Annotated in this window: 23 protein-coding genes and 1 tRNA gene; 19 read left to right on the top strand and 5 right to left on the bottom strand. The window is 42.6% G+C overall.

The genetic code is table 11. The features are described 5' to 3' along the window. Positions 1–19: 19 nt before the first annotated feature. Positions 20–775, bottom strand: coding sequence for a type I methionyl aminopeptidase (gene map, locus ACXAHI_RS09685; RefSeq protein WP_474847330.1), 756 nt, complete (start codon positions 773–775; stop codon positions 20–22). Positions 776–1,100: 325 nt separating this feature from the next. Between map and ACXAHI_RS09680 the strand changes: the two genes are divergently transcribed. The 16 genes from ACXAHI_RS09680 to ACXAHI_RS09605 all read left to right on the top strand — a co-directional run bounded on the left by ACXAHI_RS09680 (position 1,101) and on the right by ACXAHI_RS09605 (position 14,634). Then, positions 1,101–2,282, top strand: a complete 1,182-nt coding sequence (locus ACXAHI_RS09680) for an ATP phosphoribosyltransferase regulatory subunit (RefSeq protein ID WP_474847329.1) — start codon at positions 1,101–1,103, stop codon at positions 2,280–2,282. Further along, positions 2,282–2,923 carry an ATP phosphoribosyltransferase gene (gene hisG / locus ACXAHI_RS09675; protein WP_270180069.1) on the top strand — a complete coding sequence of 214 codons (642 nt, stop codon included), beginning with the start codon at positions 2,282–2,284 and terminating at the stop codon, positions 2,921–2,923. The genes ACXAHI_RS09680 and hisG overlap by 1 nt, the downstream gene beginning before the upstream one ends. Beyond that, a complete protein-coding gene (hisD, locus tag ACXAHI_RS09670; protein WP_474847328.1) occupies positions 2,910–4,181 on the top strand; it encodes a histidinol dehydrogenase in 1,272 nt (423 codons plus the stop codon). Before hisG ends, hisD begins: the two co-directional genes overlap by 14 nt. Then, positions 4,181–4,774, top strand: coding sequence for an imidazoleglycerol-phosphate dehydratase HisB (gene hisB, locus ACXAHI_RS09665; RefSeq protein WP_474847327.1), 594 nt, complete (start codon positions 4,181–4,183; stop codon positions 4,772–4,774). Before hisD ends, hisB begins: the two co-directional genes overlap by 1 nt. Next, positions 4,774–5,409, top strand: coding sequence for an imidazole glycerol phosphate synthase subunit HisH (hisH, locus tag ACXAHI_RS09660; RefSeq protein WP_474847326.1), 636 nt, complete (start codon positions 4,774–4,776; stop codon positions 5,407–5,409). Before hisB ends, hisH begins: the two co-directional genes overlap by 1 nt. 1 nt (position 5,410) lies before the next feature. Next, on the top strand, positions 5,411–6,130 hold the full coding sequence (hisA, locus tag ACXAHI_RS09655) for a 1-(5-phosphoribosyl)-5-[(5-phosphoribosylamino)methylideneamino]imidazole-4-carboxamide isomerase (protein WP_474848129.1): 720 nt from the start codon (positions 5,411–5,413) through the stop codon (positions 6,128–6,130). 2 nt (positions 6,131–6,132) lie between these two features. After that, a complete protein-coding gene (gene hisF / locus ACXAHI_RS09650; protein ID WP_474847325.1) occupies positions 6,133–6,891 on the top strand; it encodes an imidazole glycerol phosphate synthase subunit HisF in 759 nt (252 codons plus the stop codon). Then, complete coding sequence (gene hisIE, locus ACXAHI_RS09645) at positions 6,888–7,514, top strand: bifunctional phosphoribosyl-AMP cyclohydrolase/phosphoribosyl-ATP diphosphatase HisIE (RefSeq protein WP_474847324.1); 627 nt, start codon at positions 6,888–6,890, stop codon at positions 7,512–7,514. Before hisF ends, hisIE begins: the two co-directional genes overlap by 4 nt. Positions 7,515–7,575: 61 nt before the next feature. Then, positions 7,576–7,713 carry a hypothetical protein gene (locus ACXAHI_RS09640; protein ID WP_270180063.1) on the top strand — a complete coding sequence of 46 codons (138 nt, stop codon included), beginning with the start codon at positions 7,576–7,578 and terminating at the stop codon, positions 7,711–7,713. Between the two features lie 178 nt (positions 7,714–7,891). After that, positions 7,892–9,481, top strand: coding sequence for a tetratricopeptide repeat protein (locus ACXAHI_RS09635; RefSeq protein ID WP_474847323.1), 1,590 nt, complete (start codon positions 7,892–7,894; stop codon positions 9,479–9,481). 106 nt (positions 9,482–9,587) lie between these two features. After that, complete coding sequence (gene trxB / locus ACXAHI_RS09630; protein WP_474847322.1) at positions 9,588–10,538, top strand: thioredoxin-disulfide reductase; 951 nt, start codon at positions 9,588–9,590, stop codon at positions 10,536–10,538. A gap of 266 nt (positions 10,539–10,804) precedes the next feature. Further along, positions 10,805–11,278 carry an 8-oxo-dGTP diphosphatase gene (locus tag ACXAHI_RS09625; RefSeq protein ID WP_270180060.1) on the top strand — a complete coding sequence of 158 codons (474 nt, stop codon included), beginning with the start codon at positions 10,805–10,807 and terminating at the stop codon, positions 11,276–11,278. 51 nt (positions 11,279–11,329) lie between these two features. Then, entirely contained in the window at positions 11,330–12,220 is an 891-nt protein-coding gene (rapZ, locus tag ACXAHI_RS09620; protein WP_270180059.1) for an RNase adapter RapZ, read from the top strand. A 1-nt stretch (position 12,221) separates the two neighbouring features. Beyond that, a complete protein-coding gene (locus ACXAHI_RS09615) occupies positions 12,222–13,187 on the top strand; it encodes a gluconeogenesis factor YvcK family protein (protein WP_474847321.1) in 966 nt (321 codons plus the stop codon). 45 nt (positions 13,188–13,232) lie between these two features. Then, positions 13,233–14,174, top strand: coding sequence for a DNA-binding protein WhiA (gene whiA, locus ACXAHI_RS09610; RefSeq protein WP_474847320.1), 942 nt, complete (start codon positions 13,233–13,235; stop codon positions 14,172–14,174). Positions 14,175–14,376: 202 nt separating this feature from the next. Further along, complete coding sequence (locus ACXAHI_RS09605) at positions 14,377–14,634, top strand: HPr family phosphocarrier protein (protein ID WP_474810552.1); 258 nt, start codon at positions 14,377–14,379, stop codon at positions 14,632–14,634. 351 nt (positions 14,635–14,985) lie between these two features. Here the strand turns inward: ACXAHI_RS09605 and clpP are convergent, their stop codons facing one another. The 3 genes from clpP to ACXAHI_RS09590 form a co-directional block, all read right to left on the bottom strand. Continuing rightward, positions 14,986–15,570 (bottom strand): ATP-dependent Clp endopeptidase proteolytic subunit ClpP, encoded by a 585-nt coding sequence (clpP, locus tag ACXAHI_RS09600; protein WP_270180055.1) that lies wholly within the window; start codon positions 15,568–15,570, stop codon positions 14,986–14,988. A 165-nt stretch (positions 15,571–15,735) separates the two neighbouring features. After that, entirely contained in the window at positions 15,736–16,122 is a 387-nt protein-coding gene (locus ACXAHI_RS09595; RefSeq protein ID WP_474847319.1) for a YhjD family protein, read from the bottom strand. 137 nt (positions 16,123–16,259) lie between these two features. Next, positions 16,260–16,338 (bottom strand) — tRNA-Arg (locus ACXAHI_RS09590). A 195-nt stretch (positions 16,339–16,533) separates the two neighbouring features. Here ACXAHI_RS09590 and ACXAHI_RS09585 point away from each other — a divergent pair. The 3 genes from ACXAHI_RS09585 to ACXAHI_RS09575 all read left to right on the top strand — a co-directional run bounded on the left by ACXAHI_RS09585 (position 16,534) and on the right by ACXAHI_RS09575 (position 18,421). Next, a complete protein-coding gene (locus ACXAHI_RS09585) occupies positions 16,534–16,920 on the top strand; it encodes a hypothetical protein (protein WP_474847318.1) in 387 nt (128 codons plus the stop codon). A 321-nt stretch (positions 16,921–17,241) separates the two neighbouring features. Further along, a complete protein-coding gene (locus ACXAHI_RS09580) occupies positions 17,242–18,255 on the top strand; it encodes a S8 family serine peptidase (protein ID WP_474847317.1) in 1,014 nt (337 codons plus the stop codon). Further along, positions 18,230–18,421: a protease inhibitor I9 family protein gene (locus ACXAHI_RS09575; protein ID WP_474847316.1), complete on the top strand. Its 192-nt coding sequence runs from the start codon at positions 18,230–18,232 to the stop codon at positions 18,419–18,421. Before ACXAHI_RS09580 ends, ACXAHI_RS09575 begins: the two co-directional genes overlap by 26 nt. 575 nt (positions 18,422–18,996) lie before the next feature. Here the strand turns inward: ACXAHI_RS09575 and ACXAHI_RS09570 are convergent. Beyond that, a complete protein-coding gene (locus ACXAHI_RS09570) occupies positions 18,997–19,260 on the bottom strand; it encodes a hypothetical protein (RefSeq protein WP_474847315.1) in 264 nt (87 codons plus the stop codon). Between the last annotated feature and the right edge of the window lie 53 nt (positions 19,261–19,313).

The raw sequence follows: 19,313 nt of genomic DNA, 5'->3' as shown, positions 1-19,313 counted from the left end.
CGTACGTCCCTCTTGTTCGTTACTTATCTTCTTGCATTGTTAAAATAACCGGTCCTTCTGATGTAATCGCAATGGTATGCTCGTATTGAGCAGAAAGAGAGCCATCTAATGTACGCGCAGTCCATCCATCTTCATCGATCTGACTGTAAGGTACGCCTGTATTGAGCATCGGTTCAATCGTGATGACCATGCCTTCTTTTAGACGCATTCCAGTTCCAGGCTGACCGAAATGAGGAATCATCGGTTCTTCGTGAAGTGTCGGTCCGATTCCATGCCCTGTAAAGTCACGGACGACCCCGAACCCTTCACCTTCAGCATACTGTTGAATGGCATGCCCGATGTCACCGATACGATTTCCGATGACTGCCTGCTCGATGCCTACATAGAGAGACTTTTTCGTTGTATCTAGCAGCTTTTGTTTTTCTTCAGAAATTTCCCCAACCGCATACGACCAAGCTGAGTCAGCTAAAGCGCCGTTTAGATTAACGACCATGTCGATCGTAACGATGTCACCTTCTTCAAGTTTTTTAGTGTTCGGGAAGCCGTGACAGATCACATCATTCACTGATGCGCATGTAGCAAATGGGTAATCTTGATACCCTTTTTGTTCCGGTGTCGCTCCGTGCTCCTCCAGAAAGTCTTCTACGAAAGAATCAAGTTGTAAGGTTGTTACACCTGGCTTGATCAGTGCTCGAAGCTCTTTATGACAGGCCGCAAGAAGTTCACCGGCTTCTTTCATGAGCTGAATTTCTCGTTTCGTTTTCCGTTGTATCATGTTTTCGCCTACTTTCTGCGGTATTCTTATTACGATATGTGTCGCCCTCCGTTACTGTAACAAAAAAGACCGCACATTGCAGGATTTTCGCCTAAACCAAACGAAATACACCTACTTTCCTTTATATTATCCAATTGCACCTATACCTTTCATTCAAAAAAGGAGATTGAATAGATTCATCGGTGTAAAGTTCGGATTAGAGGAAATCGTTATAGGGAATTATTTTCATATATGTTGACGTTAGTATGTCAGAGATGTAAACTACAGATAACTTCATCTTGTTAGTATGTTAGCGAACTAAAGTATAATAAGCGGGGTGCAATTGATGACAGTACCATTTGTTTTTGAAAAGCCACTCGGTATGCGTGATACGCTGCCGGTATTATATGATCTTAAAACAAACATTAGGCAAAAGATTCAAGGGGTTACAGAAACATGGGGATATCGTTTTATGAATACCCCAACGCTTGAGTATTATGAAACCGTTGGAGATGCCTCAGCTATTCTCGATCAGCAATTATTCAAGCTTCTTGATCAACGTGGTAAAACGCTTGTGTTACGACCAGATATGACGGCGCCGATCGCAAGGGTCGCTGCATCTAGTTTAAAACATGAGCCGTTTCCACTAAGGCTCGCATATGATTCCAATGTCTTCCGGGCTCAGGAAGATGAAGGAGGAAAGCCTGCTGAATTTGAACAGATCGGGGTAGAACTGATCGGTGATGGCACAGCGAGTGCTGATGGAGAGGTCATCGCTCTGATGACAGAGGTGTTGAATAAAGCAGGTCTTGAAGAATACCAAATCGCCATCGGTCACGTAGGATTTATTCAGGAACTATTCTTGTCGATCGTAGGAAACGAAGAGCGCGCAGCTACGTTAAGACGCTTTTTATATGAGAAGAATTATGTCGGGTACCGTCAGCATGTAAGAGAAATGGCACTCTCAAGCATCGATCAAAAGCGTTTGATGGATCTCTTAACATTAAGAGGCGATGGATCGAAACTTGGAGATGCATTTGAGCTCCTTCCAACTGAAAAAGGGGAAAACGTGCTTCGTGACCTACGGACCCTTTTAGATACGTTAGAAGCATACGGTGTCGCTCATCGCGTTAAATTCGATTTCACGCTCGTTAGCCATATGAGCTACTATACAGGCGTTGTTTTCGAAGGGTATGCAAATAACCTTGGTGTACCTCTTAGTAACGGAGGCCGCTATGATGAATTGCTAAGCCGATTCAATCGTCCAGCTCAAGCAACTGGATTTGGAATAAGACTAGATCATCTCGCGGAAGCATTGAATCCAAATCGAGAAGAAACGCTTCCATCAGCTATTATTTTTAGCCCTGAACGAAAGCAAGAAGCCATTGAGCAAGTAACGGATAGACGAGCTAATGGAGAGAGAGTCGTCATGCAGGAATTAAGCGGGGTAGCAGATCTAGATGCGTTCTCTGAAAGGTTTGACGACGTAGTTTATTTAATCGGTAAGAACGGAAAGGGGACGATGTAATGCTTACGATGGCGATGCCAAAAGGACGTATCTTTGAAGAAGCAGTTGGCTTGCTTCGTAGAGCAGGATATAAGTTGCCTCCGGAATTCGACGACTCTAGAAAATTGATTTTAGAAATAGAAGAGGAAAATCTCCGCTTTATCCTTGCGAAACCAATGGACGTGCCGACTTACGTAGAACATGGTGTGGCTGACGTTGGAATCGCTGGTAAAGACGTGATGCTCGAAGAAGAGCGGAACGTTTATGAAGTGTTGGACCTTAAAATCAGTGACTGCTACCTTGCTGTTGCAGGGATAACGGACAAGCCAGTTGCAGGTGTAGCACCTAAAATCGCTACAAAATATCCAAATGTCGCATCCAATTATTTTAGACAGCAAGGCGAACAAGTAGAAATCATAAAGCTAAACGGATCGATTGAGCTTGCGCCTCTAATAGGATTGGCTGATCGCATCGTCGACATTGTTTCAACAGGACGAACGTTAAAAGAGAACGGCCTGATGGAAACGGCATTTATCGAGTCGATCACATCACGCTTTATTGTGAATCCAGTCAGTTATCGTACAAAAGATCGCGTGATCGATGATATGGTAGAGCGTTTGGCAGCTGTTGTTGAAGGAGTAGATGACTATGAGAATCGTTAAAATGGATAAAGGCATTTCGATAAAACGTTCGATAGAAGAAGGAACGGAAGAGCAGCGACAAGCGGTTTTGTCGATTCTTGATCAGGTAAAAAGAAATGGTGATGAAGCTGTTTCAACGTATACAAAAACGTTTGATGGAGCAGACCTCAACGATTACCGTGTTTCTGCCGATGAAATTCATGAAGCGTACAGTGATGTATCAGATGAGGTCGTATCGGTGATCAGAGAAGCGGCTACGAATATACGGACGTTTCACGAACAGCAAAGACGTCAATCTTGGTTTACAACTTCAGAAGATGGAACGATGTTAGGGCAAAAAGTGACGCCGTTAGATTCTGTTGGCGTTTATGTACCTGGGGGAAAAGCTGCCTATCCTTCTTCCGTATTAATGAACGTGATACCTGCATCTGCTGCAGGAGTGAAGCGCATTGCGATGGTTACTCCTCCAGATGCTGAAGGGAAAGTTCCAGCAGGTGTATTGGTAGCAGCGAATGAAGTAGGTGTAACAGAAATTTTCAAAGTGGGTGGCGCACAAGCGGTCGCAGCACTTGCTTATGGAACTGAAGCGGTTCAACCCGTTGATAAGATCGTTGGTCCAGGAAATATATACGTAGCGCTTGCAAAGCGCGAAGTGTTTGGACTTGTTGATATCGACATGATCGCAGGACCGAGTGAAATTGTTGTTCTAGCTGACGAGAGTGCAAAGGCTTCATACGTTGCAGCTGATCTGCTGTCTCAAGCTGAGCACGATGAACGAGCGAGTGCAGTACTCGTAACGGATTCGATGTCCCTTGCTGAGTCTGTTGAAAAAGAAGTGAAAAGACAGCTCGAACAGCTTCCTCGAGCGGAAATTGCTTCGAAGTCTATCGAAGATTACGGGGTCATCTACGTTGTAGACAACATTGAACAGGGAGTAGAGGCTGTAAACGAACTAGCACCTGAGCACCTTGAAGTACTCGTAACGAATCCGATGGCATTGCTAGGGAAGATTCGGCATGCGGGAGCGATCTTTTTAGGGCCTTATAGTTCAGAACCTGTTGGTGATTATTTTGCAGGTCCTAACCACGTTTTACCGACGAATGGAACGGCCCGTTTTTCAAGTCCGCTTTCGGTAGACGATTTTATAAAAAAATCAAGTGTGATTTCTTATAGTAAAGAGGCGTTACAGGAAAACGGAAATAGTATTGCAACACTGGCTAAGCTGGAAGGATTGGATGCTCACGCAAGAGCGATCGAACTTCGATTGGAGGACATGTAATGACTGATGAGAGAACTTATTCAATTTCAAGAGAAACTTCTGAAACCTCTATTAATCTAACATTTGCTGTAGATGGAGCGGGAAATTCACAGTTAGAGACAGGAGTTCCTTTTTTAACACATATGCTTGATTTATTCACGAAACACGGGAAGTTTGATCTTTCTCTAACGGCAAACGGAGATACGGAGATCGATGATCATCACACGACAGAGGATATTGGAATCTGTCTTGGTGAGACGATTCGTCAGGCGTTAGGAACAAAAGAAGGAATCAGAAGGTATGGAAATGCATTCGTTCCGATGGATGATGCTCTTGCGCAAGTTGTCGTTGATTTAAGCAATCGACCTCACCTTGAATATCGAGTTGAATTACCTGCAGATCGCGTCGGTACATTCGACACTGAATTAGTGCATGAATTCCTTTGGAAACTTGCTCTTGAAGCGCGCATGAATCTTCACGTGATCGTACATTACGGACATAACACTCACCACATCATCGAGGCGATCTTTAAAGCATTAGGCCGTGCGTTGGATGAAGCAACCTTATTAGATCCACGAGTGAAAGGTGTTCCATCGACGAAGGGGATGCTGTGATGATCGGCATTATCGACTATGGAATGGGAAATTTATATAGTGTAAGTAAAGCGCTCGAACGACTTGGTTTTGATTACTTTGTCTCTGAGAAGGAAGAAGAGTTAGCGAAGGCTAGCGGTTTACTACTTCCTGGGGTGGGGTCTTTTCGAGATGCGATGGCCAGCTTAGTTGAGACGGGTTTAAAATCATTCATCGAAAAAGAAGTGGAAGCAGGGAAACCATTGCTTGGTATTTGCCTTGGCATGCAGCTTCTTTTTGAAGGAAGTGAAGAAAATGGAGAGACGAACGGCTTTTCATTTTTACCTGGTAAAGTAAAAAAGTTCCCATACAAAGATGAGACTGGTCAGGAGTATAAAATTCCACACATGGGCTGGAACGAATTGACGAGACTACAGCCTGATTCTTTCCTTCTTCAGAACGTATCTGATGAGCACGTATACTTTGTGCATTCTTACTATGTTGATACGAAAGACCGTGATGTGCTTATCGCAACTTCTGATTACAGCGAAGAGGTTCCAGCTGTAGTTGGGAAAGGAAACGTGTTCGGTACACAATTTCATCCTGAGAAAAGCAGTCATGCAGGATTAACGATTCTTAAAAACTTTGCAGAATACGTGGAAAGGAATGACGTATAGAATGGCTTTTACGATCTATCCAGCAATCGATATACGTGGTGGGAAATGTGTTCGCCTTCTACAGGGAGATTATAATCAGGAAACGGTTTATGGAGATTCACCCTATGACATGGCGAAAAAATTCGCAGATGACGGATCAAAATGGATTCACATGGTGGACCTGGACGGTGCGAAAGAAGGGAAACGTGTAAACGATCATCATGTATTAAAAGTGGCTCAAGAGCTTGGTGTTAACGTTCAAGTTGGAGGAGGAATCCGCACGGAGGAAGACGTTGCACACTACCTTGAAAATGGCGTGGACAGAATTATTCTCGGAAGCAGTGCGATCTCGCATCCTGAATTTGTAAAGAAGATGCTCTCACGTTATAAAGAGAAGATCGCGATTGGAATCGATGCACGTGACGGCTATGTAGCGGTTGAAGGATGGCTAAAAACATCTGAGATCAAAGCAGTGGATCTTGGTAAGGAACTGGCTGATCACGGCGCAGAAGTTTTCATATTTACCGATATTTCTAAGGACGGTACGCTTTCAGGACCTAACGTAGAGGCGATTGCTGAACTTGGGGAAGCTACTGGAAAAGAAGTCATCGCATCTGGTGGTGTTAGTAAGCTTAATGATTTAACAAGCCTACGCAGCAGAAGTGAGTCGATAAGCGGTGCGATTGTAGGAAAAGCTCTCTATACGGATAAATTCACGTTAAAACAGGCTCTGGAGGTTTAAACATGTTAACGAAACGGATCATTCCATGCCTTGATGTAAAAGATGGTCGAGTTGTTAAGGGTGTACAGTTTGTCGGCCTTCGTGATGCGGGTGATCCCGTAGAGCTTGCTAGGGTGTATGATCAAGAGGGAGCAGATGAACTTGTCTTCTTAGATATATCTGCTTCTCACGAAGGAAGAGAAACGATGGTCGACGTCGTGCGACAAGTGGCAGCCGAGCTTGCCATCCCATTTACTGTAGGTGGAGGAATCAATAAGCTAGAAGATATGAAACGCGTTCTTCGTGCAGGTGCAGACAAAGTATCAATGAACACAGCTGCGGTATTGCGGCCTGAACTGATTAGTGAAGGTGCTGATTATTTCGGAACACAGTGTATGGTCGTGGCAATCGATGCAAAGTGGGAGCCTGATTTAAATACATGGCGTGTATATACGCACGGTGGTCGCACTCAAACAGAATGGGATGCGATCGAATGGGCAAAGAAAGCCGAAGAGATGGGTGCTGGAGAAATCCTACTTACAAGCATGAATGCGGATGGTAGTAAAGAAGGATTTGATTTACCACTTACGAATGCAATCGGTGAAGCTGTTACGATTCCAATCATCGCTTCTGGTGGGGCAGGCTCCTCAGATGACTTTTTAGAAGTGTTTCGTGAAGCGAAAGCAGATGCAGCACTTGCCGCTTCGATCTTTCATTACAAAGAAACATCTGTGTCTCAAGTAAAAAAACTTCTTAAAGAAAACGGGGTGGTGATTCGATGAATGTAGAAACGATCAATTTTGATGAAAAAGGACTTGTTCCAGCAATCGTACAGGATGCAATGAGTAAAGAAGTGCTCACCCTCGCCTATATGAACGAAGAATCGCTAAAGAAAACCATCGATACGAAAGAAACGTGGTTTTATAGCCGCTCTCGTGATGAACTGTGGCATAAAGGGGAGACTTCTGGCAATACCCAAGAAGTTGTTGATCTTCGATACGATTGTGATCAAGACGCTATGCTAGTTCTCGTTAAGCCGGCTGGTCCAGCTTGCCATAAAGGAGATTACTCTTGCTTTTCCGATTCACTCTTAGCGGAAGAAACAAAGCCAGTCGAGTCTCGTTTTGAGATTTTAAATACACTTGAAAACATCATAGCTAAGCGCAATGCAGAACGGCCTGAAGGAGCTTATACCACTTACCTCTTTGAGGAAGGTGTCGATAAGATATTGAAGAAAGTCGGGGAAGAAGCTTCAGAAGTGATCATCGCAGCAAAAAATAGAGACAAAGAAGAGTTGACGTGGGAATCTGCCGACCTTCTGTTCCATTTGATGGTCTTACTACGTGAACAAGAGTGTCCACTAGATGAGGTATTGAACGTTCTTGAAAAACGACACAGTTCGTGAAACCTTTTCGATCGTGAATCGTATGTAAAAGAAAGGCGATTATGAAGAGGAGAGATCGGTTATGTTCGTAGGCTTTTTATTTATCGGACTTGCAATCGGGCTGTTCATTGGACATCCTGGACCGGGTGTTCTATTAGGCATGGGAGTTGGCTTTATCGCACAGAAGATGATGGAGAGAAAAGAGAACATGTGGAAGTAACACTATAAACGTTTACGAGGCTGTCGAATTTTCTCGGCAGCCTTTTTCTGTTCATTTCATCTCTAATCTCGTCACTCTTTCATAGATTTTTCCTACACGATTGGAAACAGATGTATGTTATACTTTTGAACGGACATGACTGGTATAGAACTACTTTTAGAAAGTAATGGGGGAAAACATGAGGAAAGAACTTCATGCTTCTTCGGAACTAAAAGGCCGTTTGATTCCGTTCATTCAGAACGGAGATTATTTTTTTAATAAGGCTATGAGAGCCTATCAACAGCGGAACCTTGATAAAGCAAGACAGCACCTTGAAAGAGCTGTAAAGCTTGAACCCGGAGAGGTCGATTATATATGTCAACTGGCAGCGGTCCTTGCAGAATTAGGCGAATATGAAGCATCGAATAAGTGGCTTACGTTTGTTCTTGATGATCTTGATCCTGACTTATATGAATGCTATTTCTTTCTAGCAAACAATTACGCCCATATGGGTTTGTTTCAACAAGCAGAAACGCATGCGAAAACTTACCTGGTGCACGAACCTGAGGGTGAGTTTCTTGAAGATGCCGAAGAACTAGTCGAACTCATCTCGTTTGAACAAGAAGAAACGGTCCTTGAGTCAAGTGAAGAAAGTTTGATTCAAGAACATGAGGAAGCTAGAGGTGCGATCGAATCAGGAAGATTTCCTGAAGCGATCGAGCTTTTAGAAAATATGACTAGTGTTTATACTGAATTTTGGCCAGCTTATAATAATCTGGCACTAGCTTATTTTTATAATGAGCAGTATGAAGAAGCGATAAAGGTTCTCGATCTCGTATTGACTAAGAACGAAGGAAATTTAAATGCAGTATGCAACCTTGCTTTGTTTTACGATTTCCTTGGACAGCACGTGAAGCGTGATGTAATGGTTGAGAGACTGAAGAACGTCTATCCAATTCATGTTGATCACAGGTACAAGTTAGGAAGTACGCTAGGTTTTCTTGATGAGCACGAGCTGGCTTTCTATTGGTTAAGAAAAGTGGAAGTGACGCGGCCAGAATGGAATGTCCCTTTCTATCATTGGTTAGCAGTATCTGCTTTTCACCTTGATCGTCCGGAAGTCGCAAAACGATATTGGGAGCGAATCAAGCAGCTAGATCCTACTAATGAGATCGCAACTTCTCATATCGAAGCGTTAGATGCCGGAACGTTAACGACTGATCGAATCAACTATCGATCGCACACGCCGCGCGATACGGAAGAAAAAGTTAAGAAACATGATTATTATGGAAAAATGACACATCTGATGCTACTTTACACGAAAAGAGATCCTGCTGGCGCTTCAATTCTTCATTCGTACTGTAAAAGTAAGGATGAACCACTTCTAACTAAAGAGCTATCTGCTTATATAGCTTTGACTCTTTCAGGAGAAGAAGTAAGGATTGTTGATGATGAGGTAGTCACGATAACGAACTATAGTGACTTCCCTCCATATGTTACCGCTGGAATGCGTGTGATTGCGGAGTTAGAGCAATCGTATTTAACTGATACGGAACTGCACGAGCTCATTTCTACCGTATGGTTACCTTGTTATGTTAAGCTACAACGTGACAATAGCTCCTTTCAGAATTCAAAGGGCGTTGCAGCGGCGATGCTATACATGTGGAAGAAGCTAAATGCGATGGACGTATCACAGATTGAAGTAGCAAAAACCTTCGATATCTCTAGCTCGACTGTACATGCATATCGAAAGAAACTTACGAATCTACTAGCGAAAAGAGATGGGTAAGCAACCTGCTAGACTTTCCTTTTATCATCAGTTATTATACTAGATAAGAAACATTATTTCTTAATAATTAATATAAATAGATTACAACGTGAGGGAAGTGAAACACATGACTGAAAAAATATATGACGTGATTATCGTTGGTGCTGGACCGGCAGGAATGACTGCAGCAGTATATACTTCTCGCGCAAACCTTGACGTTCTTATGATTGAGCGCGGAATTCCGGGTGGCCAGATGGCGAATACTGAGGAAGTTGAGAACTATCCTGGATTCGATCATATCCTCGGACCAGACCTTTCTACTAAAATGTTTGAACACGCTAAGAAGTTTGGCGCGCAGTATCAATACGGTGATGTAAAAGAAATCCGTGATGATAAAGAATACAAAACAGTAGTTTCAGGAAATCAAGAGTTTCATGCGAAGGCTGTAATCGTAACGAGCGGTGCAGAATACAAGAAACTTGGTGTTCCGGGTGAAGCAGAGTATAGCGGTCGTGGCGTTTCTTACTGCGCTGTATGTGACGGAGCATTCTTTAAAAACAAAGAACTAGTTGTTGTAGGTGGAGGCGATTCTGCTGTTGAAGAAGGCGTGTATCTAACCCGCTTCGCTTCAAAAGTAACGATCGTTCACCGTCGTGACCAGCTACGTGCCCAAAAAATTCTCCAGCAGCGTGCGTTTGATAATGAAAAGATCGAGTTCATCTGGAACCACACTGTGAAAGAAATCGCAGGAGAAAACGGTAAAGTAAGCAAGACCGTCCTTGTGAACACAGAAACAGGAGAAGAAAGAGACTTTGAAGCAGATGGTGTCTTTATTTACATCGGTATGCTGCCATTGAATCAGGCAGTTAAAGACTTGAACATCACGAATGAAGAAGGGTATATCGTGACTGACGAAGAGATGGCTACTGAAGTACCAGGAATCTTTGCAGCTGGTGATATCCGTGATAAGATGCTTCGCCAAATTGTAACGGCAACAGGTGATGGCAGTATCGCTGCACAATCTGTTCAGCATTACATTGAAACGCTCGAAGACGCTAAGAAAAAATCACTCGTGTAAGTTCGGCAAAAGGTACCTGTGACATGCTTTTAATTCTGCTGTAACAGCTATGAAACAATGATGGGGTACAATATAAATAGATTTGACCCCCTTTTAAAATATTTTACATTCGCACGGGCATGTAGTGAGCCCGTGCTCTTTTTTTTGGCTATAATCCACTTACATTGTTCATGCTAAACAATCATAGTATACTATGATTAGAAATTTAGATAATTGAACGTTTAAATAGAAAAAGCCTAATCCAAAATAGAAGATGCCGAATTGAGGTGGTAATTGTGCAACGCGTAACAAACTGTATCTTATTCGACGAACCTAATAATCGAGTTCTACTCCTACAAAAACCAAGACGAGGTTGGTGGGTTGCACCTGGTGGAAAGATGGAATCAGAAGAATCGATCCGAGATTCGGTCATTAGGGAGTTTCGAGAAGAAACTGGTGTTTATTTAAAAGATCCGAAGTTAAAAGGAATCTTCACCTTTATTATTAAAGAAAATGACGTGATTAAATCTGAATGGATGATGTTTACATTCCTCTCAACAAAGTATGACGGAGAACCCGTTGAGCAGTCAGAGGAAGGAAAAGTAGCGTGGGTAGATGCAGACGAAGTGAGTGAACTGCCGATGGCTCCTGGAGACTATCATATTCTTGATTATATGATGAAGGGACACGGCATTATATATGGAACATTTACGTATACACCTGACTTTAAGTTACTATCATACCGACTAGATCCATCTTAATACGTTGATCGTCATATTATAATTAGAGAATTGAGAAATGGAGTGGGGAAAATGGCCGAACTAATCGATAAGCGTATTCATATGGTCATTATTACTGGAATGAGCGGTGCTGGTAAAACGGTAGCGATGCAGTGTTTTGAAGATATGGGGTATTTCTGCATCGACAATTTACCACCTGCACTGCTGCCGAAGTTTGTTGAGATGATCGAAAACTCCGAAGGTAAGCTAGATAAAGTTGCTCTAGTCATGGACTTAAGAGGCGGAGATTTCTTTGAGCATCTTTTAGAAGCAGTTGATTTACTCAGAACCAATGAGCAATTAGATGCTGAAATTCTGTACCTTGATTCTAGTGACTCAGCGCTCGTTCGACGTTATAAAGAAACGAGACGATCTCACCCCCTTGCGCCGGAAGGGCTACCACTCGAAGGTATTAAAGTAGAGCGTGAAATGCTCGAGGAGCTGAAAGGACGTTCTCAGCAAATCATCGATACGAGTGATATCAAGCCTGTTCAGCTAAGAGAAAAAATCATGGACCGCTTCTCCTCTAACGAAAAAGAAAACTTTGGAGTGAACGTCATGTCATTTGGATTTAAATACGGGATTCCAATTGACGCTGACCTTGTTTTCGATATTCGGTTCTTACCTAACCCACATTATGTTGAGCACTTGCGTCCTAAAACAGGAGTAGATGAAGAAGTATCGAACTATGTATTTAAGTGGAAAGAAACGCAGACCTTCTTAAATAAATTAATCGATATGCTGGCGTACATGCTTCCGCAATACAAAAGGGAAGGGAAAAGTCAGCTCGTGATCGGCATAGGGTGTACAGGCGGAAAGCATCGCTCCGTTGCTTTCGCAGAACACATCGGCCATCATTTTGAAAGTGAGTATCGAACGAACATCACGCACAGGGATATTGAAAAAGGAAAGGGTAGCAAATAATATGACAGACACAAAACTTCCGAAGGTCGTCGTAATCGGTGGAGGGACCGGCCTTTCGGTATTGCTTCGTGGACTTAAGACATTCCCGGTCGATATTACGGCTATCGTAACAGTAGCTGATGATGGTGGAAGCTCAGGTCGCTTACGTGATGAATTTGATATCCCTCCACCAGGTGATGTGCGAAACGTCATCACTGCACTAGCTGAGGTCGAGCCTTTATTAGAAGGCTTGATGCAACATCGATTCAAAAATGGTAACGGATTATCCGGTCATTCACTAGGAAACCTCATGTTAGCCGCTATGACGGATATTACGGGGGATTTTGTCCAAGGAGTTCGGGAGATGTGTCGTGTACTGAATGTACGAGGTAAAGTCCTTCCAGCTTCGAATCAAAGTGTTGTTCTTCATGCTGAAATGCGAGATGGAACGTTCGTAAAAGGTGAATCTCAGATTCCTAAAACGAATAAAACGATTAAGAAAGTATTTCTCTCGCCTCCTGGTATAAAAGCGTTACCAGATTCTTTAGAGGCCATTCGAAACGCTGACTTAATCGTCCTTGGTCCTGGGAGTCTTTATACAAGCATACTACCAAACCTACTTGTACCTGGCATTGCGGATGAAATCAGTCACTCCAATGCTCGGAAAGTGTATGTGTGTAACGTCATGACTCAGCAAGGTGAAACAGAAAATTATACTGCAAGTGACCATGTGCAGGCACTCATTGATCATATTGATTACAAGCTTATTGAAACGATCATTGTTAACAAACAGATCATCCCAGCTTATTATGCAAAACGCTATGCAAAAGAACAGGCAGAGGTTGTGCAATATGACGAAAATAGGTTGAAGAGCTTTGGTTTTGAAGTAATCAGTGATAAAATTATTCAATATGATGAGAAATATGTACGCCACGATGCCATCAAGATATCTTCGATTCTACTGTCATTATTAGAAGATAAAAAGTGATGGTGATGGGTCAATGGGCCCCTGCATGGTAAAGGGGGGATAGCGATGTCATTTGCTGCCGATACGAAGAAAGAATTAACACAGCTCGAAAGTAAAGCGTGCTGCTCTAGATCAGAGCTCGCAGCACTCATTCGAATGAATGGGTCCATATCATTTGGGAACAGACAACTGATCCTTGATATACCCACTGAACATGCTGCGATCGCGAGAAGGATCTATACGCTTATCAAACGTCTTTACAATTACGATGTCGAATTGCTCGTACGTAAAAAGATGCGTCTCAAAAAAAATAATGTCTACATTGTTCGCGTTTCCTCGAGTGCTAGAGATCTCCTTGAGGATTTAGGTATTATGGACAATGCGTTCATGTTTACAAGAAGCATTTCAAGTGATTTTACGAAAAAGGCTTGTTGCAAACGAGCATACTTGAAAGGAGCCTTTCTCGCAGGGGGATCGATCAATCACCCTGAAACTTCTTATCACTTAGAAATATTCTCGATGTATGAGGAGCATACGGATTCATTGTGTAAGCTTATGAATCAGTTCGATCTTAATGCAAAAATGCTCGAGCGTAAAAAAGGATACATCGTTTATATTAAAGAGGGCGAGAAAATTACAGAGTTTTTAAGTGTAGTAGGCGCTCACAAGGCATTGCTTTATTTTGAGGATGTTCGCATCATGAAAGATATGAGAAACTCTGTTAATCGGATCGTAAATTGTGAAACAGCTAATCTAAATAAAACAGTTGGTGCTGCATTCCGACAGGTTGAAAACATTCGCTTTATACAAAATGAAGTTGGGTTAGATATCCTACCTGATAAATTGAGAGAAATTGCTGAACTTCGAGTGAAGCATCAGGATGTTACCCTTAAGGAACTTGGAGAGATGTTGACTGGTGGTGCGATCAGTAAGTCGGGAATCAACCACAGGCTTCGAAAGATCGATCAGTTAGCTGAAAAGCTCCGTGCAGGAAAGCCAATAACATAAGCAGAAATAAGAGCCTGCGCAAGTAGTGCGGGCTTGATTTTCTACTATTCTAGGCCTTGAGAACATAGCGTTGGGACGTTTAGAAGTCTTAATAAATGGAATGCTGTTGGTAAGTACGTAGCAAATCTATAACAAACACATATACTTATTTTTTTCATCAATAAAGATAGCGCTTTCTTATAAATAAAGGAGGAATGGAAAAGTGGTTCAAAAAGAAGTAGTCGTAACGTTGGATACAGGATTACAAGCAAGACCTGCAGCACTTTTTGTTCAAGAGGCAAATCGATTTAATTCAGATATTTTTCTAGAAAAAGACGGTAAAAAGGTAAATGCGAAGAGTATCATGGGAATCATGAGCCTTGCGGTGGGCTCTGGCTCTTCTGTTGTCTTAACAGTAGATGGAAACGACGAAGAAGATGCTGTTTCATCTCTTGTGGACTTCATTCAAAAAGAAGACTAAAGAAAAAAGGTTGCCATCAGGGCAACCTTTCAGCTTGTCGGGAAACCTATGTACATATTCGGTTCTCCCAACGCCGTAGTCGATTGCACGCTTTCCGCGGACGAACGTCCAAGCCCGAGGTGAAACCCACACCCCGGTCTCGGCCGCCCGTTCTACCGCAGGAGTCCGCGATCGTCTCTCCTACTTTGAAGAGAATAAATCCAAAAAAACACTCCGTCTCAATGGTTTAACAGACGAACATGGGACTTCTGTTCCATTTACCAATCAACGTTTATTGAAAATGGAATTCATCGTAACATCGAGACTTTCTCTACAATCAAAAAGGTTGCCATCACGGCAACCTTTTTTTATTTATGCTTTTTTCTCCATAACTTCGTCGATCAAGCCGTATTCTTTTGCTTCAAGAGCTTCCATGAAACGGTCACGATCCGTATCGCGTTCGATCGTATCGAGAGGCTGACCAGTACGCTCTGCAAGAATTTTGTTGAGCTTTTCGCGCATTTGAATGATACGCTTCGCATGAATTTCGATATCAGAAGCCTGACCTTGTGTACCACCGAGTGGTTGGTGAATCATGACTTCACTATTTGGAAGTGCATAACGTTTACCAGGCTCACCAGCCGCTAGTAGGAACGCTCCCATTGAAGCAGCCATTCCGATACAGATTGTAGATACTTTCGGTTTAATGAACTGCATTGTATCATAGATTGCCATTCCAGCTGTGATTGATCCACCTGGACTATTAATATAAAGAGAGATATCTTTATCTGGATCTTCTGCAGCTAGGAAAAGAAGCTGAGCTACAACTGCGTTCGATACGTTGTCGTCGATTGCAGTTCCAAGCATGATAATGCGGTCCTTGAGAAGACGAGAGTAGATGTCATATGCTCTTTCACCGCGGTTTGTTTGTTCGATAACCGTTGGAATTAATACCATAATAAAATTCCTCCCTTTTATTCATTCAAATATGTAGTTCTGTAGGTTCATCATACCGAAAAGGTCAATATAGGTCAAATAAAGTGCTGTTCTTTTTGACTATTAATTTTTTCGCCAGCACATGGATGGTTCTACATATCTCCATTTTCCCCGCTGACAACCGTTTTAAACAGAACGAATCTGTCTTTTTTTAAATCGGTGATCGTTTAAAAAGTAACCCGCAATTCTTCTTTCAACAAGGTTTCTAATTTGGACGGACGTGTACCGATACGTTTGGTTGTATCCACGGCAATAGACAGTATAGATGACGATATCTTCCTTTGTATCCTGAACTGAAGTTTTGATGTGTTGCTTATGAAGGACTGATTTTGCTTCTTTTAAATCTGTGGAAGCGAGAGTGAAAGCTTGATTGATCAGTTCCAAATAAGGGCGTGGAAGCTTCATCTTAGAACGATGAACCCATGCAGCATCGAGCTCCAGTACCTTTTTAACATAAGGAAGCAATAAATAATCCCGAACAGCACTTGCTTCCTCTTTACTTAATCGGAACATGATCTTCACCGCCTGTAAGAACGTATGTTTGGTTTTACAATACTATGAGACGAATGAGACGTCAAGAACCCCATTCTATAAAGGGGAAGACGCAAAAAAACCCTTTTCGGAATGAAAAGGGGTTGTAATTATGTAGTTGGCGCGCCCGGAGGGATTCGAACCCCCGACAGACGTGGTACCGGAAACCACCGCTCTATCCTACTGAGCTACGGGCGCATATTAAACGACGATAAACCCTCGCCAGCACTGCGTTTACATAACGCTAACCTTTTCAGCAGTTGGGACGGTGTACCGGAAAAAGACCCGGTGCTAGCCGTTTATTGCGGACATATTAACGTCGCAGTGACACGCTCAATTATACGATAGAGTGGTAGTCGTTGCAACCGGTATTTATAGGCTTCGTATCAGAATATGAAGAACGAACAACTGCGCCAAATGTTCTATAACCACGCCGGAGGAGTTGCGCGTGACGTTGAAGCACGTCCGAAGTTTTATTCCGGAGGTCTTCCGTCGCAAGCTATGACGCCTCCACCGATGCACAACGAGATCGTTATACGCGCGCTGATGAACGTAATGATCTTGACGGAGGCGCAGCAGGGACAATTGTTCCGTTTGCTTTCGTCCTACACTCCGGCAGGCAACGGCGGAGGGATGAACGAAACGGACGTCGATCGCCTCATCACCGCGCTACAACCTGCGGGCGACAAGCCGGTAAACGTTACAGGCGGACATCAAAGGTATGTTCCGGTTTGTAGAAGAACGCGGCGGCAAGGAAACGGACATGAATTCGTATTTTAACGGAAGGAGGTAACGCCATCGAAGCCGCTTGATAATTTCCCCATTTAATACGCGAAACGGAACGATGCTCGACATGGCGGACGACTTCGGCGTCCTTACGCATAGCTTTCGCGTGAGCGCGCCACTGCCGTCGATACAGTCGGAGCAGGTCGACGGTCAGGACGGGTTATGTACGACGGATGAGCAAGACGTGTTTTATATGGAATCTGTGTGACAAATCGAACTGGCATTGCTTTTTTTGACATATTTTTTGAAAATATTTGAAGGAGTTACCAACTCTCTTGTTGAATAGAGTCATCAGATGAGTTGGGAGGAATAATAGTGGAATATATTTTGAAGCTTAATAGAAGGCTTACTGATGAAATGGTTTTGGACCTTGAAAAAGAAAACATTCGTTTAGACTATGTTTTTGAACATTTTCCATTAGTTTGTGTTAATATGAATCATGTTAGTCAAGTTCAGAAATTGGACTTCGTGCATGAAGTTGATTTGAATGATATGTATGAAGTACAAAATTTCAGCACATTCCCAAATATAAGAGTCAATAAATTAAAGGCGCAGTCATACACTGGCAGTAACACTTCTGTTGCTATCATCGACAGCGGCATGACACCCATAAGTGGTGTGGACATCAATTCCCATGAAGTTTGTTCGAAATCTACAAACTCGAACGATGCTATGATAGATGGCGAACTACACGGGACTGTTGTAGGTGCTGTTGTTAAAAACATTGCTCCGTGGACCAATATAATAAATGTCAAAGTTGCTGATGATAATGGCAATATTGACAAAAAGTCTATATTAAAAGCCCTGGAATTTGTTTATACTAATAAAATCTACATTGCTAATATGTCGCTTGGTAAAAAAGGTACTTGTGATGATAAGTGTCTTGTTTGTCAAACTGTAAACCAGTTAAGAAAAGAGGGGTTCATGGTTGTTGCCTCAATCGGCAACTGGGGAGAAAAGGGAAAAGGGATTACTGCTTGTCCTGGAAACGCAAAGAATGCGTACACAGTAGGCGCGGTAGACGTGAATAAAAAACTAGCCCCATATAGTAGCACTGCCTTAGATGGAGTATCCAAACCAGACATACTAGCCCCTGGAATGTGCAATGTAGATGGAAAACAATACTATGGGACTTCGTTTGCTGCACCTGTTATCAGTGGTGTAATTGCTGCTTTATCTCAGAAGTTTGACTGTGAGTATATAGTGGAAACTATAAATGAGACTGCTCATGATCTTGGATTACCTAAAAACGAGCAGGGCAATGGGCTAATTAGTATTGAAGGTATACTAGGAGGGATTAGTAATGAAGGAAATGTTAGTGAAGCTTGAGAGTAAAAGTGTGTTAATGGATCTGAAACAGTTCGGAGATGTTGAAACAGTATCATCCATTTTTAACGTTTACTCGATCACAATTCCTGATGAAACAATAGAAACTTTGAAGAAAATGAATGGAGTATTAACTGTAGAAGAAGAAGAATTCTATGAAGTGCAGTAAATATGAGGTCAATGAGACCTCATATTTATTTTGCATTATATGTGGCGAGTAACAGCATCCGCCTTTCAATCCTGCGTCATTTTCGTACTTATACATACGTTTTCGAATCAAATCATCGTTGAGTGAATCGCCAGAGTTATTGACGAATACAGTCTTAATGCTAGCTCCGAAAAACTCTTGCGTTTCCTTTATGAGTTGCGTTAACTCAGACGCCACTTTTGGCGGCAACGGAACCGCGCGATTCTTCTGTTTTTAATTTTTGCTCCCCCGTAACATAACGACACCATTATCGAAGTCAATATCACCGATTTCCAGCGCATAACTTCATTAATACTCATCCCCATTTTGAGCATCAATCATAGGGCAGTAATCTCGATAACCACCAAATGACGTCTTATCTATCTGGGCAAACAATCGTTAAAGTTGATCGTCAGTTAGCGCTCCGACCGTTTGCTCGTCCGTCTTTGTTTGCGAATAGGAGCGACAGGGTTTACCGGAAGTAATCCTTCCGCGAATAGACGGTTAAACATCGACCTCATTCTGTTCATTCAAATGTTAACCGTTACAGGAGATAATCAGCGCTTCCTTAATAGTAAATTAATTAATTTCCAGAAGTCATCCGTAGTTACATTCGTGATATATTTCGGTCTATCTACAATGCGGAAGAATTCGTTCCAGTACTTCCGATAGTCCGTCATTGTCCTTTCGCGATAACCTTCTGCGGAGTAGATGTTGATCACTCGTTCCAGAGCTGCTGAAATCGGCAGCTTGTCGTCATACATGATTTGTTCAGCTTCGACATTCCTTCGTTTCACGATCGAGCGTTTCCGTTTCGTCATTTAAAAAACCTCCCGTCATATTTTGACGAAAGGTTTATCAAATCGTATGTAAT

The sequence above is a fragment of the Anaerobacillus sp. ABD4_527 genome (genome assembly GCF_056160805.1).
Note: the sequence above shows the minus strand (reverse complement) of the source record. Positions and strands in the feature narration are given on the sequence as shown.

Bases quoted from the DNA above. Each gene is read 5' to 3' on its own strand.
- map (WP_474847330.1), bottom strand. From the start codon at position 775: ATGATACAACGGAAAACGAAACGAGAAATTCAGCTCATGAAAGAAGCC.
- ACXAHI_RS09680 (WP_474847329.1), top strand. From the start codon at position 1,101: ATGACAGTACCATTTGTTTTTGAAAAGCCACTCGGTATGCGTGATACG.
- hisG (WP_270180069.1), top strand. From the start codon at position 2,282: ATGCTTACGATGGCGATGCCAAAAGGACGTATCTTTGAAGAAGCAGTT.
- hisD (WP_474847328.1), top strand. From the start codon at position 2,910: ATGAGAATCGTTAAAATGGATAAAGGCATTTCGATAAAACGTTCGATA.
- hisB (WP_474847327.1), top strand. From the start codon at position 4,181: ATGACTGATGAGAGAACTTATTCAATTTCAAGAGAAACTTCTGAAACC.
- hisH (WP_474847326.1), top strand. From the start codon at position 4,774: ATGATCGGCATTATCGACTATGGAATGGGAAATTTATATAGTGTAAGT.
- hisA (WP_474848129.1), top strand. From the start codon at position 5,411: ATGGCTTTTACGATCTATCCAGCAATCGATATACGTGGTGGGAAATGT.
- hisF (WP_474847325.1), top strand. From the start codon at position 6,133: ATGTTAACGAAACGGATCATTCCATGCCTTGATGTAAAAGATGGTCGA.
- hisIE (WP_474847324.1), top strand. From the start codon at position 6,888: ATGAATGTAGAAACGATCAATTTTGATGAAAAAGGACTTGTTCCAGCA.
- ACXAHI_RS09640 (WP_270180063.1), top strand. From the start codon at position 7,576: ATGTTCGTAGGCTTTTTATTTATCGGACTTGCAATCGGGCTGTTCATT.
- ACXAHI_RS09635 (WP_474847323.1), top strand. From the start codon at position 7,892: ATGAGGAAAGAACTTCATGCTTCTTCGGAACTAAAAGGCCGTTTGATT.
- trxB (WP_474847322.1), top strand. From the start codon at position 9,588: ATGACTGAAAAAATATATGACGTGATTATCGTTGGTGCTGGACCGGCA.
- rapZ (WP_270180059.1), top strand. From the start codon at position 11,330: ATGGCCGAACTAATCGATAAGCGTATTCATATGGTCATTATTACTGGA.
- ACXAHI_RS09615 (WP_474847321.1), top strand. From the start codon at position 12,222: ATGACAGACACAAAACTTCCGAAGGTCGTCGTAATCGGTGGAGGGACC.
- whiA (WP_474847320.1), top strand. From the start codon at position 13,233: ATGTCATTTGCTGCCGATACGAAGAAAGAATTAACACAGCTCGAAAGT.
- clpP (WP_270180055.1), bottom strand. From the start codon at position 15,570: ATGGTATTAATTCCAACGGTTATCGAACAAACAAACCGCGGTGAAAGA.
- ACXAHI_RS09595 (WP_474847319.1), bottom strand. From the start codon at position 16,122: ATGTTCCGATTAAGTAAAGAGGAAGCAAGTGCTGTTCGGGATTATTTA.
- ACXAHI_RS09585 (WP_474847318.1), top strand. From the start codon at position 16,534: ATGAAGAACGAACAACTGCGCCAAATGTTCTATAACCACGCCGGAGGA.
- ACXAHI_RS09575 (WP_474847316.1), top strand. From the start codon at position 18,230: ATGAAGGAAATGTTAGTGAAGCTTGAGAGTAAAAGTGTGTTAATGGAT.
- ACXAHI_RS09570 (WP_474847315.1), bottom strand. From the start codon at position 19,260: ATGACGAAACGGAAACGCTCGATCGTGAAACGAAGGAATGTCGAAGCT.